At 58.2% G+C, this 15130-nt stretch carries 16 protein-coding genes; 2 read left to right on the top strand and 14 right to left on the bottom strand.

All coding sequences use genetic code 11. The features are described 5' to 3' along the window. Positions 1-42 precede the first annotated feature (42 nt). Complete coding sequence (locus CFII64_RS18600; RefSeq protein WP_020292369.1) at positions 43-828, top strand: DeoR/GlpR family DNA-binding transcription regulator; 786 nt, start codon at positions 43-45, stop codon at positions 826-828. 206 nt (positions 829-1034) lie between these two features. Next, on the top strand, positions 1035-1565 hold the full coding sequence (locus tag CFII64_RS18595) for a glyoxalase superfamily protein (protein WP_020292368.1): 531 nt from the start codon (positions 1035-1037) through the stop codon (positions 1563-1565). A 58-nt stretch (positions 1566-1623) separates the two neighbouring features. Here the strand turns inward: CFII64_RS18595 and CFII64_RS18590 are convergent, their stop codons facing one another. The 14 genes from CFII64_RS18590 to CFII64_RS18525 all read right to left on the bottom strand — a co-directional run bounded on the left by CFII64_RS18590 (position 1624) and on the right by CFII64_RS18525 (position 14973). Further along, positions 1624-2484, bottom strand: coding sequence for a DUF1989 domain-containing protein (locus CFII64_RS18590; protein WP_020292367.1), 861 nt, complete (start codon positions 2482-2484; stop codon positions 1624-1626). A 60-nt stretch (positions 2485-2544) separates the two neighbouring features. Continuing rightward, positions 2545-3180, bottom strand: coding sequence for a LysE family translocator (locus tag CFII64_RS18585; RefSeq protein WP_020292366.1), 636 nt, complete (start codon positions 3178-3180; stop codon positions 2545-2547). 104 nt (positions 3181-3284) lie between these two features. Further along, positions 3285-3731 carry a thiol-disulfide oxidoreductase DCC family protein gene (locus CFII64_RS18580; RefSeq protein WP_020292365.1) on the bottom strand — a complete coding sequence of 149 codons (447 nt, stop codon included), beginning with the start codon at positions 3729-3731 and terminating at the stop codon, positions 3285-3287. A gap of 9 nt (positions 3732-3740) precedes the next feature. Continuing rightward, entirely contained in the window at positions 3741-5447 is a 1707-nt protein-coding gene (locus CFII64_RS18575) for an amidase (RefSeq protein WP_020292363.1), read from the bottom strand. Between the two features lie 86 nt (positions 5448-5533). Continuing rightward, positions 5534-6499: an endonuclease gene (locus CFII64_RS18570; protein ID WP_020292362.1), complete on the bottom strand. Its 966-nt coding sequence runs from the start codon at positions 6497-6499 to the stop codon at positions 5534-5536. A 60-nt stretch (positions 6500-6559) separates the two neighbouring features. Beyond that, positions 6560-6898: a hypothetical protein gene (locus CFII64_RS18565; RefSeq protein ID WP_020292361.1), complete on the bottom strand. Its 339-nt coding sequence runs from the start codon at positions 6896-6898 to the stop codon at positions 6560-6562. Next, positions 6895-7356 carry a potassium channel family protein gene (locus CFII64_RS18560; protein ID WP_020292360.1) on the bottom strand — a complete coding sequence of 154 codons (462 nt, stop codon included), beginning with the start codon at positions 7354-7356 and terminating at the stop codon, positions 6895-6897. The genes CFII64_RS18565 and CFII64_RS18560 overlap by 4 nt, the downstream gene beginning before the upstream one ends. A 68-nt stretch (positions 7357-7424) precedes the next feature. Next, positions 7425-9005: a sensor domain-containing diguanylate cyclase gene (locus CFII64_RS18555; protein WP_044901501.1), complete on the bottom strand. Its 1581-nt coding sequence runs from the start codon at positions 9003-9005 to the stop codon at positions 7425-7427. A 224-nt stretch (positions 9006-9229) separates the two neighbouring features. Beyond that, entirely contained in the window at positions 9230-9697 is a 468-nt protein-coding gene (locus CFII64_RS18550; RefSeq protein ID WP_044901538.1) for an Lrp/AsnC family transcriptional regulator, read from the bottom strand. Between the two features lie 26 nt (positions 9698-9723). Further along, positions 9724-11031, bottom strand: coding sequence for an FAD-binding oxidoreductase (locus CFII64_RS18545; RefSeq protein ID WP_020292357.1), 1308 nt, complete (start codon positions 11029-11031; stop codon positions 9724-9726). Between the two features lie 78 nt (positions 11032-11109). Beyond that, positions 11110-11949 (bottom strand): transporter substrate-binding domain-containing protein, encoded by an 840-nt coding sequence (locus tag CFII64_RS18540; protein ID WP_020292356.1) that lies wholly within the window; start codon positions 11947-11949, stop codon positions 11110-11112. A 70-nt stretch (positions 11950-12019) separates the two neighbouring features. Then, a complete protein-coding gene (locus CFII64_RS18535; RefSeq protein WP_020292355.1) occupies positions 12020-12790 on the bottom strand; it encodes an amino acid ABC transporter ATP-binding protein in 771 nt (256 codons plus the stop codon). 14 nt (positions 12791-12804) lie between these two features. Further along, positions 12805-13770, bottom strand: coding sequence for an amino acid ABC transporter permease (locus CFII64_RS18530; protein ID WP_020292354.1), 966 nt, complete (start codon positions 13768-13770; stop codon positions 12805-12807). A gap of 174 nt (positions 13771-13944) precedes the next feature. Beyond that, positions 13945-14973: an AraC family transcriptional regulator gene (locus CFII64_RS18525; RefSeq protein ID WP_020292353.1), complete on the bottom strand. Its 1029-nt coding sequence runs from the start codon at positions 14971-14973 to the stop codon at positions 13945-13947. Positions 14974-15130 lie beyond the last annotated feature (157 nt).

The following is a 15130-nucleotide window of genomic DNA, read 5'->3' as shown; positions in this document are numbered from 1 at the left end:
GCTTGTGATTGTTAATGCTCGTTCATGCAGGATTAATGGTTGATGACTTCTCCACACGAAGCGTTCCCTGGTGAACGCCAGCAGTTGATTCGCGAACGTCTTACCCGTTTCGGCCGGGTGATTGCCGCTGATCTGGCCGTTGAGTTCAATGTGTCCGAGCATTCGATACGGCGCGATTTGAGTGCCCTGGCAGTTGCGGGGTTGTGCAAGCGCGTCTACGGCGGCGCCATTCTGTTGCGCGCCGATGACGGACCGATTGCCGTCAGGGTGATGCAAGGCTCTTCGCGCAAAGACAATCTGGCCAGAGCGGCGGCCGCGCTTCTGAGCGCAGGGCAGCACGTCTTCATTGATGCCGGGTCGACGAATCTGGCAATCGCCTGCAGCATTGATCCGCAACTTCCATTGACCTTCAGCACCAACTCGCCGTTGATTGCCACGCAATTGATGAAGCTACCTTGTGTCGAGGTCATCATGTTGGGCGGGCGCGTGAACCCGGTGACTGGCGGTGTGAGTGGTCTGAGGGCCGTGCAGGAATTGCGGCAGTTCAACTTTGATCTGTGCTTTCTCGGCGCTTGTGCCATCGATCCGGACAACGGCGTGACGGCCTTCGGTCTCGAGGACGCCGACTTCAAACGCGCGATAGTGGCGGCAAGCGGTCAGGTAGTGGTGGCCGCAACCAACGAAAAACTGTCCAGCGTTGCGCACTATCAGGTCGCGCCCTGTGAAGAAGTCGCCACGCTGGTCGTTGAGCACGACGCGCCCCAGGAGCGACTGGCGCCCTTTTTCGAGCGGATAGCCAATGTCGTGAGCGCGACCGCCGGGCAGTGATCGCAGTGCGTGATTTGATGCGCCCCCGCGGGAAATACTTTCAGCGCCATTAACGGATGTGTACTATCGCCGCTGGCCGATGCTGCCCGCCGCTCGCTCCTGAAAGGAAAGGTGAAAGCATAGTTTTTCCAAACCCTATCGCATCTCTCTTGATAGTCGAGGTTTGGCAACGCGAGCACCAAAAGGCTTCGACTCCAGGAGAAGTAATGTTTTCAATCCAGAAAGCCAAGCAGATGGCCAAGAACCTGCGTGCTTCGTTAGAGAAGCGCGAGCAGGAAGTGTCTCACTCCACTGCACTCGAACTGGTCGCGCAGCAACTGGGCTACAAGGACTGGAACGTCGCAGCAGCGATGCTTGCAGATGAAAGTAGCCAGCCCGTGATTACGTTTGACAAAGCCATTCCGATATTGCGAATTTTTGACGAAGCCAAGGCACGCGAGTTCTATATCGATTTCCTGGGTTTCAGCGTCGAGTTCGAGCACCGGTTTGAAGCGGATCTACCGCTGTACCTGGGGATCAGTCGCAACGGGTTGCAGTTCCACCTCTCCGAACATCATGGCGATGCGAGCCCGGGGTCGACGATATTTGTCCCGATGCAGAATATCGAGATGCTGCGGGACGAGTTACTTGCCAAGCGCTACGGTTACGGACGTCCAGACATTGTTCAGCAAGGTTGGGGGCAAGTGCTGGAAGTCTACGACCCATTCGGCAATCGGATCCGGTTCTGCCAGAGCTGATTCTGCTATGAAACGGGGTCGACCGGTCCGCGTCGGACTGGCCGGCCCCGTCCAGGCTTCAAACGCCGTGGCTGCGGTCATACCCATTGACCGCAGGTGCAATCCAGCCTTGAGGTTGACGAACTGCCTCGTAGATTTCCACAAGGAGGGGATAGCACTTGGCTGTGTCAGATGAGTGTTCCGAGGAGCAATCCCCGCCGGGACAGGCTGAAAGGCAGCCGAGCAGATCCACTTCGGCAAAAAACTCCAGGTAATCGCCAGGTCGCACCGGGCTCGCTTTCATGAAGTATTGTCCCGTGTCCCTGGTGAAACCGGTGCACATGAAAACATTCAGCACATCGTGAATGTGGGCTTCAGCCTCATGCAGGGCGATCCCGGTGGCCCTGGACAATGCTCGGGTAAGGTTGGAGTGGCAACAGTGATGATACTGCCCGCCATCACTCAGTAGGTTATGGGTGTAAGGATCACAACGAGTCCCGATCACGTCATGTACCGACCCACCGAACTCATCAAAGCCATACCAGTCCAGGGAGTCATGCGTAATCGTGGCAATCGGGCGCAGGTAAGGGAAACTCGAATACAACTGATCGCCGAGGCCAAGATGGGTGCCATTCAGCGCGCGGGTTTTACCGGTATAAAGACGCTCATTCAAGTCGTGCAGATTGAACAGATTCAAGTCGCCCACCTGCGAGCCTTCAGTCGAGACAATACGAAAGAAATGTCCGGCGGGCACGGTAAATGTCGCGGCGTCGCGAGCAGGAACTGTCACGGTCTCGATCAGCCTCAAGTCGTCTCGAACCTTACGATAGCTGGCGATGTCCGGGCGCGGTAAACCGTCAACCGGGTAGCAAATGACGGGCTTTACGGCTTTGCGTTGAGCCGCATCTACCGGCGCTTCTGTAATAGGGGTTGGCTTCATTCCAGTCTCCGTTAATATGGCCCGGCTTACGCCGCTGGTTATCCGGTACAGCTACGATGGCTAGGTGCGAGAGAGCAATAGCTTTATTCCTGCGGCTCCAAAGACCAGTGCCAACGTTCCTTCTATCCATCGTCGGGCCTGACTATATGCCCGAATCATAGGTGCGGTGGAGAAGACGATCGCGTACCCACAAAAGATAGTGACGCTAAGCACCGCGCAACCAGCCAGGATAATGACGACGGTTGCCGATGATGCTTGCGGCCCTAGTCCAAGGGTCATGGTAGCGACCCAGCCGAGCAGCGCCTTGGGATTGGTGAGATGCATGAGCAGGCCGCGCTGGTAGAGTTTGAAGCCGGAAGCGTAGGGTGCCGCGGCAAGCGCTTTGGCGATCTGCTCGTTGGAATTAAGTGCCGAGCGGCCCGCTTTAATGGCCAGGAACAATAGATAAACACCCCCCACGACCTTGAGAACGCCCAGCGCTTGCGCATATTGCGTAAGGATGGCCGAGACACCCGTGGCTGCCATCGATCCCCAGAAAAACGAACCGCTTATGACGCCTGCCGCCAGCAATAGCGCAGGACGTCTGCCTTGGTGCATGGCGACGCCCATGATCCGCATATTGCTCGGGCCAGGACTCGCCGCCCCCACGATATACGCGGTAAATACCAAGAGCAGGTGATGGAAGTCGAATGACATTGATAGCCCTTCACTGGAATAAAGCGCCAGTCAGTGGCTCGAATTGCAGCGACTGCACGGCGAAAGGATTGACGCCGTAGAATGCCTCAGGCAAGTGGAATACGTCACGGTCCTGCTTGCAAAAAACGTCGGCTGTGGTCTGCGCTGGGAAGCTGGCAAGCGTCATACCTGCCAAACAGCCGGTAACGATTCTGGGCGATCCTGTCATACATCCAGTCGCGCATCCTTTCCGGCACAATGCGCCCGCTCCTCATCCAGCGCCAAGGCGCAGGCAAGCGTTCCATGATCTTGAACATCGCTTGCGAGCGGACGAAGAACCGGTTATCGCTGACCAGAACGATGGTGTTGAAATCGTCGGTGGGCAGGCCGGCCCAGGCCAGGAGTGCCTGGCCTTCCGGTGACTGAACTGCAGCAAGCTGGATACGATGCGCCTGGTCATGGTCAATGATGAATTTCGCCCAGCCATTACACAATTTGCAGGTGCCATCGAAGAGAACGACGGCTTCGCCTGGATGCAAAAATGGCGCAGGGCGGTGTGCATCGATATTCATAACGGCGGCCTAACCACCTAACGCTGGCGTACGGGGCGGAATCAAACGCTTGCTCCCTACCGACTCGTAAGCCGAGGCAAAGCGCAACAGATTCGAATCGTCATACGCGCGCCCCGCAAAGGTGAGTCCGACCGGCATGCCAATGTCGGCCACCACACCCATTGGTACCGTAACGGTTGGCACGCCCAAATGGCGGATGGCGAGATTGCCGTTGGCAACCCACACGCCATTACTCCAGGCGATATCGGCAGCTTGCGGATCGACATCGGCATTCGCCGGACCGACGTCGGCCACGGTCGGGAAAAGCACGGCGTCCAGGCCAAGTGTTTCCATCCAGTCTTCCAGGTCGATCCGTCGCGTCTGCTCCAGGCCACGAAGGCCATCAGGCAGGGTCGGGATCTGATCCCAGGGTGTAATGCCGCGCTCGGCCATGCGCACGTATTCGTCCATACCGGCGGCGAGGTCGTCCTCACGATTGGGTAACGTTCCGGGATCGTGAGGGAAGATCTTCGACCCCTCGACGTCAGCCAGGCGATTCAAGGCCGGATCCCCATTGGCCTGCAGGAAGTCATCAAAAGCCCAGGCCGACAAATCCCACAGTTCGTGATGCAGAAATTCCTTCGATACCAGTCCGCGAGTAAACACGGTTGGCGCGCCGGGACGATCCCCTTCGCAATTGGAGACCAGCGGGAAATCCACCTCAAGCACTTCGGCGCCAGCCGCTTCGAGCGCCTGGCGTGCGTCCTGCCACAGATCGATGACCGAGGCGCGGGTGATGATGCGTTGTCCGGTCGGACCTCCGATGCCTGGCTTGTCTGCCGTGCCCGCTTCCGGATCGGCGTTGATGTACATGCGCGGCACGCCGAAGCGTTTGCCGGCCAGAGCATCGCGACTTACCGCCAGTTCGGCATAGGCAGCGGGGCGTACCGAGGCAACGCTCGGGATCGGCACCCAAGGCTGCAGTCGCCACAAATCGCCGCGCGTGTCGGGATCTTGTGCAACAACGACATCCAGCACTTCGAGCAAATCTGCCATGGTTCTGGCGTAGGGGACGACAACGTCCATGGTCGGCGTCAACGGCCAGTTGCCGCGCACCGAGATCACGCCGCGCGAAGGGGTGTAAGCGCATAGGCCATTGTTCGAGGCAGGGCCTCGGCCGCTCGACCATGTTTCTTCCGCCATGCCGAACGCCGCGAAGCTTGCGGCGGTTGCAGTCCCGGCACCATTGGATGAACCCGATGCGAAGGGCGCCGTCAGGAAGTCAGCGTTATACGGACTTTCCGCGCGGCCATAAACGCCACGCTGCATACCGCCGTTGGCCATGGGCGGCATATTGGTCTTGCCCAGACAGATTGCCCCGGCAGCACGCAGGCGGCTGATCGTGAACGCGTCGCGCTGAGCGACCAGATTGACGAAAGCAGGACTGCCCGAAGCAGCGGTCAGACCTTTGACCAGATAGCTGTCCTTGGCCGTGTAGGGAATCCCGTCGAGCGGGCCGAGAATCTCACCTTTGGCCCGACGACTATCGGATGCCCGAGCTTCTTCAATCGCATCCGGGTTGCGAACCACCACGGCATTCAGCGCCGTAGATGTAGCGGCCCCGTCGTAAGCATCAATCCTGGCCAGATAGGCCTGCACCAGCTCGACTGCGGTTGCCTGCCCCGACTCAAGCGCGGCGCGCAGCTCGGCTATGGATACCTCTGTGACTTCGATCATCAGAATTCCTCTATCTTCCACACCGTCAACATTGCGTCCATCTTGCACCACCAACATCTTTTGCATAAAGCCGCATTGCGCGTTTCTCATCTGCAGTTCCCGGCTCTGCGATAGCCTGCTGCCCGGGCGTCAGACTCGGATTCAAACGACATCTGGTTTTTCGCAGCCACTTTGTCGTAGCTCGCGCAGCCGTGAGGCAAGTGATACACATGGCTGTTGCGGTTGCCAATAATCAGGCCGGTTGACGTTGAACGAGTGACAGGCGCTTGTGCTGCTGGCGGCGTAGCTCGGTCCGGGATCGGGCTGACTATCCCGTCGCCGACGGTCTTGTAACCTGCTGTCCAGGTGCGGTCATTGGTAACGAACGGGTTAGGGTGGCCCATGATTGCCGCAATCCTGGCATTGCGTTCCTTTTCCCAGGGCGTTACCGGGAACTGTCTGGCCCAGGCCATGAACAGCTGTTGCTGCTGACGTGACATGGTCAGGTTGTACCGGTCGAACATGTAGAATGTCGTCCTCGCCACGAGGCCTTTCACTTCGTCGCGTGGCTCGGCTGCGCGCTGCTCGAAGTCGACTTTGGTCTTGCATTGACCATATTGCGGAGCAACTCCAGCCGCCATTCCGTAGTTGAAATTGCTCCGGTCGCCATTGACTTCACCCACCGACGGGTAAAGGTTGAACAGGTCAGCTTCCATGGCTTGAAACACCGGATCGTCACTTACACAGTGTTCGCGACCACCATTCTGCCAGCACTGCCGCTGATGGCCGAATGTCCACGCTGGAACGATGTGTTCCCATTCGGTTCTGTCGGCACGGGTTTCTTGCTTTCGAGCTTTAAGGCCGCAGGAAGCCGCATCGATACGGCCACCCGATTTCCCCACCCAGGTCCATTTGCAGCCGCAATACAGGTCACCCTGCGCGCTGTTGGCCTGGTCGAGATAGACCTTCTGCCTGGCAATGACCTTGGCTTCGGAAAAGTTGGAGGGTGGGCTGGAGAAGGCGGGGCTGATGACTGCGATGGACAGCAATAAAACGTAAAGCAACGATTTCATGAGTGAGCAAATTCAGGTTTCAGGTGCGCCATTGTACTCATGTTCTGGCTGCGGGTTGACTCACAGCCGTTTTAGCAGTCGTTCAAGTGTCCCGTGTTCCCAGGTCGAGAGCAGGGCGATTGGGTCTGTACCGTATCGGTCGCCATTGTCGAACGACCACCGCCGACCCTCCGGGCAGACGCACGCTTCACAATAGTCGAGCACATCGCAGTCGTTGTAGATCGTGATACGCCACCCGTCGACGATAACGACGAACAAGCCGGCATGGATCTCATCCCAGGACTGATCGCCTGCCTTGGCCATGACGCGGCGCTCGAACGTGACCTCGCGCAGGATATGGCAAACCTCCCTTGCGGTCAGCGCCGCGCCGCAGTCATCAGTACGGTTGTCTGCATTCATGGTTTTTTCGAACCGCGGTCAGGCACGCGGGGCTGCTGTATGCCCCAGTACTTCTGCATCTCGATGAACAGGAAGGAGGCCGTCCAGGTAATCAGCACCAGGCCGGTAAGCGCTTCGAGACCGGTCAGGAATTTGAGCGGGCCAATCGGCGAGATATCACCAAAGCCGATGGTTGTGTAGGTGGTGAATGAAAAGTACACCGAGTCGATGAAACTCCCGTCAAAATTGCCGGTGAGCTTGCCCAGTCTTTCGGTTTTGTTCATCAGGTAATAGCCCAACGCAAAGACCCACACTTCAATGGCATGGGCGATCAGCGCGCCCATGACACCGAACACGATTCTGAACCGATGCCAGATGTTCAGCCGGGGCAGGAGCAGATTCAGGCGCAACAGGCACTCGTAGTGGATGACCACTGCGGTGGTGATGATCAGCATATTGATCAAGGTGACGAAGATCATGTGCGGCACTCGGCTGGGTGTTCTTGCATAACCATCTCATCAAAGATGCAGTTCAACCACGACGGCTATCAACGAGCTTGTTCCAGGCTGTCACGGTTGGCTGCCGCCCATCGGTTGCGACCCTTGCTCTTTGCCATGTAGAGGAAGGCATCGGCCGCTTTTATGAGTCCGTCGGCAGTGGCGTCTTCTGATGCCGGCAAGAAGGTAGCAATGCCGGCACTGGCGGTGACATTCCCAAGCGGGTGATCGCTGTGCTCAATCCCCAGCAGGCGGATACTGTCCAGGATCGTCTGCGTTACGCGGTAGGCTCCGCTGCTGTCGGTGTCGGGTAGCAGCACTGTGAATTCTTCTCCACCATATCGAACTGCCAGATCCGCCGGCCTGTTGAGAGACTGGCGAATGGCCTGCGCTACTCGACGCAGGCAGTCGTCGCCGGCGGAGTGACCATATTTGTCGTTGAAGCGCTTGAAATAGTCTACGTCCAGCATGACCAACGCCAGCGGCTTTCCCTCTCGTTTGGCGCGGCTGATTTCCTTGGCCAACACCAGGTCCAGCATCCTGCGATTGCCCAGGCCCGTCAGACTGTCTGTCAGCGCCATGTTTCGCACGGTTTGGTGGGCGCGCCGGATTTCACGCTCCATCGCCGTCCGTTGCCGTAAATGGCCGAGCACCACGAAGCCAAAGACCGCTAAACCCGCAATCAGCACCAGCAGGACTATGCCGGTTTTCATCAGATCACGACGCCATGGCCCGACGAAGGACTCCCTCGACAGGCCGGCTTCGACCACGAGAGGGTAACTGCTCAAGGCGCGATAGCCGTAGAGGCGATAAGTGCCATCAACCACGGCCTTGACCTCTGCAACACCCTGGTCGGAAACCGGAAGGTACTTCTTGAATATTTCGCTTTCAGCGAGGCTCTGGCCAATGACTGCGGCATTGTATGGACGCCGCACCAGGATCGTCCCGTCACGCATGGTCAAGACCAGCGCGCCTTTGTCATCGATTTTGAAGTCGCCGTAATAATCAACGAAGTAGCTGACTTTGATGGTGCCCAGCAGGACTCCGGCGAACGATCCGTCGGGGTTGTCCAGCCGACGAGAGATGGGAATGATGGGCTCACCGGTTGAGCGACTGTTCACGACCTTGCCGATGCGGACGTTTTGGTCTTTGTGGGTGCGATGGTAGATGAAGTAGTCGCGGTCGGCGTTGTTCGCGGCTTCAGGGTTGACCGGCTTATCCGTAACGATCCACTCACCATCAGGGCCGTAAATGAACAGCCCGTGTAGCTGGGGCATTATCCTGGCCTGCTGGATCATCAGCGCGTGTATTCGGGGCACGTCGATGTTCGCAATGCCATCGCCCTCTACGCGTTCACCGAGCGCAACGGTCAGAAGATCAACTTGCCGTACCGCGTCCTCAGCATGCTGGGCCGTAGCGCGTGCCAGGTTGGACGCTGAGTCGCGCGCTACGGCGAACGCCTGGCGATAATCTCTCCATGCCCGCCACCCTTCGACAGACAGAAAAGTGATGATCACCAAGGCAATGAAACATACCGTCAGACGAAATCCGGACGCAGCGCGACCTGCACCTAACGTCAAGGGCTCGGTGGACGTGTCCGATGGTGTTGCTCTCTCTTTGCGTCCCGGCATCGAGATACCTCAATGGAAAAACTGCGAACCGCCACACAAGGGCATGCGGACAATGGTATGACCAGCTTAGAGCCGATTAGCTCTTCATGGTTAAGAAAGCGAGCTCAGCGCCGCTGACCTTTCGCCAAATTGGCACACCCTTGCCGACTTGGGGCGTGTGGTCAATGGACAATCCAGGCCGCAGCAAGCGAGAAGGGGTCTTTTAAGTGACCGCTTTTACAGCATCACATCAACTTCCTGCTGAATTTAGTCTCCATCACGATGTGGGATGAGGTATGCGCCACGCCCTTGATCATGTTGATCCGCGTTAACTCGGCGTTGAGCTCGCTCAAGGTCGAGGTGGCGAGGTGGATGATGAAATCGGATTCACCGGACACCGCATATACCGCTTGCACCGCATCCATCTTGCGCAGCGAGGTCATGACATCGGTGTAGCTCTTGTTTGTGCAGGAGGTCATGGTGAAACAGTTGATGGTCTGTTGCAGCCGGTCCTGGTCGATACGCACGCTGTACCCGGTGATGACGCCAGCCTTTTCCAGGCGGCTGATGCGCTCCTGTACCGAAGACCGCGACACCCCGAGCTTGCGGGCCAGCGAGGCCGTGGGCTCGCGTGCGTTGGCCTGCAGCAGACTGAGCAGCTGCCTGTCCTTGTCGGTCAGGTTGAACAGTGGGCCGGGGTTCTGGGTCTCGATGGGCACTTCCTTGACCTCGCTCTGATTCAGTTGTGATGAGCCGCCTTGCGTTGCGAGCGCGTTTCCTGAAAGTAATCCATGATCTTCAGGCCCGCGTACACGGTTTGCGCTGCGGCAGGACCGAGGGGGCCGCCGTTCCATTCCAGGCCGTAGGCATCGAAGAGTCTGTAGCGATCAGTGACGCCGCAAATGGCTTCCGCGATCACGCGCCCGCCGATGGGCGCGGTGTTCATACCATGGCCGCCAAACGATGTGCAAGCCCACAGCCCGGTCCCGAGCGAGGCAATGTGGGGCATTTTGTGCCGTGCGTAGCCCATCAGCCCGGACCAGGCTTTGTCGATCCTGATACCCCGTAATTGCGGGTAGACGTCGAGGATGTCGGCGGTCAGCAATTGTCCCAGGCGCTTCTCGTCTTGCAGATTTTTGGTGGTGATTCGGCCGCCCCAGAGCAGGCGGTCGCCATCGACGATTCGGTAGTAGTCAGACGCCCTACGATTGTCGCCCACCGCGTCGGTGGTGTTCACCGCATCTGCCAGGCGTGGTCCCAGGCGTTCGGTCAGCACCGCGTAGGTCGCGATGGGCAGAAATGCCTGGCGTAGAGGGCCGAACTCAGGCCCTCCATAACCGCCGCAGCAATACACCACATCGCGGCAATCCACCGAGCCCTGATGAGTCACGACCCGATGCCCCCCGTCTCGATGCTCGACCCGGACCATGGGCGACTGTTCATGGATCTTGCCGCCGCCGCGCTCGATGAGCCCGGCCAGGCCGAGGCAATAATTCAAGGGATGGAAGTGAAAGCCATGATTATCGCGCAGCCCCTGGAAATACCGGTCGGTTTTCAGTCGCTCGCGTACCTCATGGCGATCCAGATAATCAAGATCAAAATCGAAGTCCGCTGCCATTTTGTCGCGCAGTCGCTTGAGGCTGTCGGCATCATCGTAGCGAATCACGCTCAGCTTTCCGGGCGTGGGTGCGCAGCCTGGCAACGCGTGGCGTGCGATGGTGTCGCGAACCATGTCGACGCCTTCGAGTGACAGCTTGAAAAGCGCGGCAGCAGTCGCTTTCCCACAGCGTTGTTCGATGGCAGATATTCCTTCGGACCAGCCTTGCAGCACGAACCCGCCGTTACGACCGGATGCGCCCCAGGCCACCCGGCCAGCGTCGAGCAACACAATGGACTTCCCCCGCGACAGCAACTCCCAGGCAGTGCTCAACCCCGCCAGTCCTGCGCCGACGATGCAGACATCTGCGCGAACGTTGCCCGACAGCGCGGCCCGCTGCGCAGTGTCCTGCATCGTGGCCGTGTAGTAGTTGTTGGTATAGGTGAACATTTAAACCGTTGTCCTTTTTTAGGGCGCAGGCGGGCAGGACGCCGCGTCAAGGACGGGCGCCTGCACTGCATGGGGGGGTTATTGCACTTTGGTGAGGTCGGCGCCGTACCATTTTTCGGAGAGCCGCTTGAGTGTCCCGTCGGCTTTCATGTCGGCAACGATTTTGGTCAGCGCGCTGTTGAACGCTTCATCGCCTTTATCCACCGCGATGGCCAGGGGTTCGTAATAGGCGGGGTTGCCTTCCACTCGCACGATGGGGTAGCCGTTCTTGATCGCCGCCACGATGGTCGGAAGCGCGGACAACGTGGCGTTCAGCCTCACGCCGTTACCCATGCGCAGATCGTCCAGCGGGCCCATGCTGTCGCCGTAGGTCTGTACCTGACCGGGAGTGATGTCGTAGGTGAAGGGAGGCACATCCGCAGCGTCGATCTTGAGTCGACGATTAATGTAGTCCTCCGAGGTCGTACCGGCTTCGACGCCGATGGTCTTGCCGTTCAGATCCGCCGGTTTGGCGCCGGCAGCATCCTTGTGTACCGCAAAGACGTACGGGGTGTAGTAGTAAATCGCGGGGAAATCGAGCACTCGGGCGCGCTCGGTGGTAGGGGTCATGGAGCCCACCGACAAGTCCCAGCGACTGGACCAGCGTCCTGCGGTAATGATCCCGTACTCCGGCGTTACGAATTCGGGCTTGCTGCCCAGACGCTGGCCTATCTCGTTCGCCACATCGATGTCGAAACCTTGCAGCTTATTGTCCGGACCGAGGAACGATTGCGGCGGCCAGTTGGCCGAGGTGGCCACCTTGATCACTTTCGTTTGGTGGATGCGGTCGAGGGTCGCGCCCGCCCAGGCGGCCCCGGTGGCAATCGTGACAGCGGTGGCGACGGCGGCAGTAGCGAAGAAACGCGTGAACGGGATCATGAGTAAGCTCCAGATGTCGTGCATATGGTTTTGTTTTTATCGGTGACGTTGCAAGGTACGACGATGCATCTCAGTGGCTGAGAATCTGCGACAGAAACTCCCGGGCACGTTCGTGTTGCGGGTTGTCGAAAAAATCGTTGGGTCTGGCCTGCTCGATGATGCAGCCGTGATCCATGAAGATGATTCGGTCAGCCACCCGTCGGGCGAAACCCATCTCATGGGTCACGCACACCATGGTGATGCCGTCCTGAGCCAGTTCGCCCATCACATCCAGCACTTCCTTGACCATCTCAGGATCGAGCGCCGATGTGGGTTCGTCGAACAGCATGATGCGAGGCCGCATGCACAGGGCGCGAGCGATAGCCACGCGCTGCTGTTGTCCGCCGGAGAGCTGACCGGGGTATTTGTCGGCCTGATTCCTGATCCGCACGCGGTCGAGGTACTCGTAAGCCAGTTCGCGGGCTTTGGACTCGCTGAGCTTGCTCACCAGACGCGGTCCCAGCATGAGGTTTTCCAGGACCGTCATGTGCGGGAACAGATTGAACTGTTGAAAGACCATGCCGATCTGGCGTCGAATGCCCGCCACGCAAGCGGCTTCACGGGTCAGCTCGACACCGTCAATGAACACGTGACCCTGCTGAAAGTCTTCCAGCAGGTTCAGGCAGCGAATCAATGTGGATTTGCCAGAGCCCGAGGGGCCGCACACAACCAGAATTTCGCCAGCGGCAATGTGCAGGTCGATGCCTTTGAGCACATGAAAATCGCCGTACCATTTATGCATCTCTTGAATCGATACGGCGGGGTACGAAGCCGGTGCCGGTGAACCTGAAGGCTGATTCATCGTAGTGCTCCTGATCAGCGATGGGCGCGGTTGAAGTGCTTTTCCAGACGTGCCTGAACGGTTTCCAGCACGATGGACAACAGCCAATACAGCACGGCTGCGGTGATGAGCATTTCCAGATGACGGAACTCGGCGCGGCCTTGGGTTCGCGCCAGAAACATCAGCTCCCAGACCCCGATCACTGACACCAGGGAACTGTCCTTGAGCATCGAAATGAACTGGTTACCTGTCGGCGGAATGATCAGTCGCATCGACTGCGGAAGAATGACCCGCGTCATCGTCTGGAAGGGTGTCAGGCCAATGGCCCGCGAGGCCTCCCACTGCCCGTTCGATATGCTGCTGATCCCGGCGCGAAAAATTTCCGTCATGTAGGCGCCATAACACAGCGACAGCGCCAGAATCCCCGCTGGAACCGCCCCGACGACATAACCAAGTTGGGGGATGCCCAGGTAAATCAGGTAAATCTGGATGAGCAGCGGCACGCCACGAAAAAACGAGGTGTAGAAGCTGGCGATGGCAATCGCGAAGCCGTTGGAGGACAGCCGGGCCGTTGCGCCCAACAAGGCCAGGACGAATGCGATAGCTATGGAAATGGCGGATACGTAGACGGTGGTGAAAACCCCTTGGGTGATCATGAAGCCGACTTTGGTCGCGATGAAGCTGTAGGACAGATTGAATGTGTCGAAGAACAGCAGGAACAGCACAAGCAATTCGCACCAGACCGTGATGATCTGCGCCCGTAGCGGGAAACGGCCCAGCATGAATAAGTTCAGCATGGCCGTGAGGGTGAATGTACCGCCCACCGCGATGTTGCGCGCCAGAGGCGATTCCAGATCAAGAACGATAGGCCCCATCAGGGCCGAAAGGCGGCCTTCGCCCACGCCGCAGATCAACGTGAGACTGAAAATGAGAACGGCGATCACGCCCATGACCACGACGCTGTCAGTGAAACGAGCCTTGACGATATGGTCTCTGTACATCGCTTGCATGCCTCCGGGTGAGCCCCGTTTATCGTTGTGAGGCCATTATGGTCTGGCGAAACGCCTGGAGACAGCCTGCGATACGTCGGTTTTCAGGGTTTTATTTTTAACATCGGCGGGTTTGAGCCCTACATCTGTCAAAAAGTGCTGAGCATTGTGCTCAGTGCATGATTTTCAGCCCTGGCGATAGTCCCTGGTGGTTTTACCTGTCCAGCGTTTGAATGCACGGCGGAAATTGGTCGGTTCGGAGAAGCCCAGCAGATGCGCGATATCGTCGGTGCTCATGATCGTTGTTCGAAGGTATTCGATAGCCAGCGAGCAGCGTACGTCATCGGTGATTGCCACGAACGATGTGTCTTCCTCCAACAGTTTTCGGCGCAGGCTGCGGGTGGTCATGTGCAGCCGTTCGGCGGTCATCTCCATACTCGGAAACTCACCCGGGGTCTGCATCATGATCTGATACACCTCGCCCGAAATCCCCGACGATACCTTCGCCTGCCCGATCAATCGATCACAGGTCTCTTGCAGCAACGTCGCTGTCAGGCGATGGGCCAGATGGGGTTTTTGCTCAAGGATCGAACTGTCGTAATGCAGTTCGCATTGGTCGTGATCAAAAATGCACGGGCAGCCCAGATAGAGCGAATAGATTTGCGCGTGCGCCGGGGCAGGGTAAGAGAAGCAGGCCTTGGTCGGCGGGCAACTCCTTCCAAAAACGTCCTGAAGATGGGTGACGTGCTGGGTAAACTGCTGCTCGATCCAGAACTGTTTGATTTCCCTGGACGGGCTTGGGTTGGAGGCATCCGGGAACGTCCATACAGCCTCATCCTCATGTTCGTGCCATTCGATGGTCAAGGTTGGCGTCGCCAATGAATGGTACTTAACGCCGAGCCTGAAGTAGTCGCGCAGTGACAGGCAGGACATCAGCGCGTAGCCATACATCCCGTAGGCGGACAAGTGCAGGCGGGCACCGGTTTTGAACGGCGTGGCGGGATCCTGCGAAAGCGCCACTGCGTTGCCGCACACGGCAGCGTATTGCCGAACCGAGGTCAGCACCGTCGCGTCGTAGATCTGATGCTCTTGTACGCCGCTGCCGCGCAAGCTGTCGGCCGCTGCAATGCCCTGTTCGCCGAGAACTTCAACCAGCGCCGCAATCTTGTAAGGGGCATAGATACGCTCATTGAAAAGCGGGATTTTTGGTGCCATCGGATGACTCCTTTCGATGTCCCTTAGAGATTCTTTACTGTCCGTTAATGATCTTACCGTTGTTTTGAAACTTCAATAAGCTTGATGGCACAAGAAGCGCCTGCACCCTCAGTCGATTTCGCACCGCGCTTGCCAAGTCCAATAACAATACAGGTCA

The organism is Pseudomonas sp. CFII64 (assembly GCF_000416235.1).
Classification (GTDB): Bacteria; Pseudomonadota; Gammaproteobacteria; order Pseudomonadales; family Pseudomonadaceae; genus Aquipseudomonas.
This window is presented reverse-complemented; position numbering and strand designations above follow the sequence as displayed.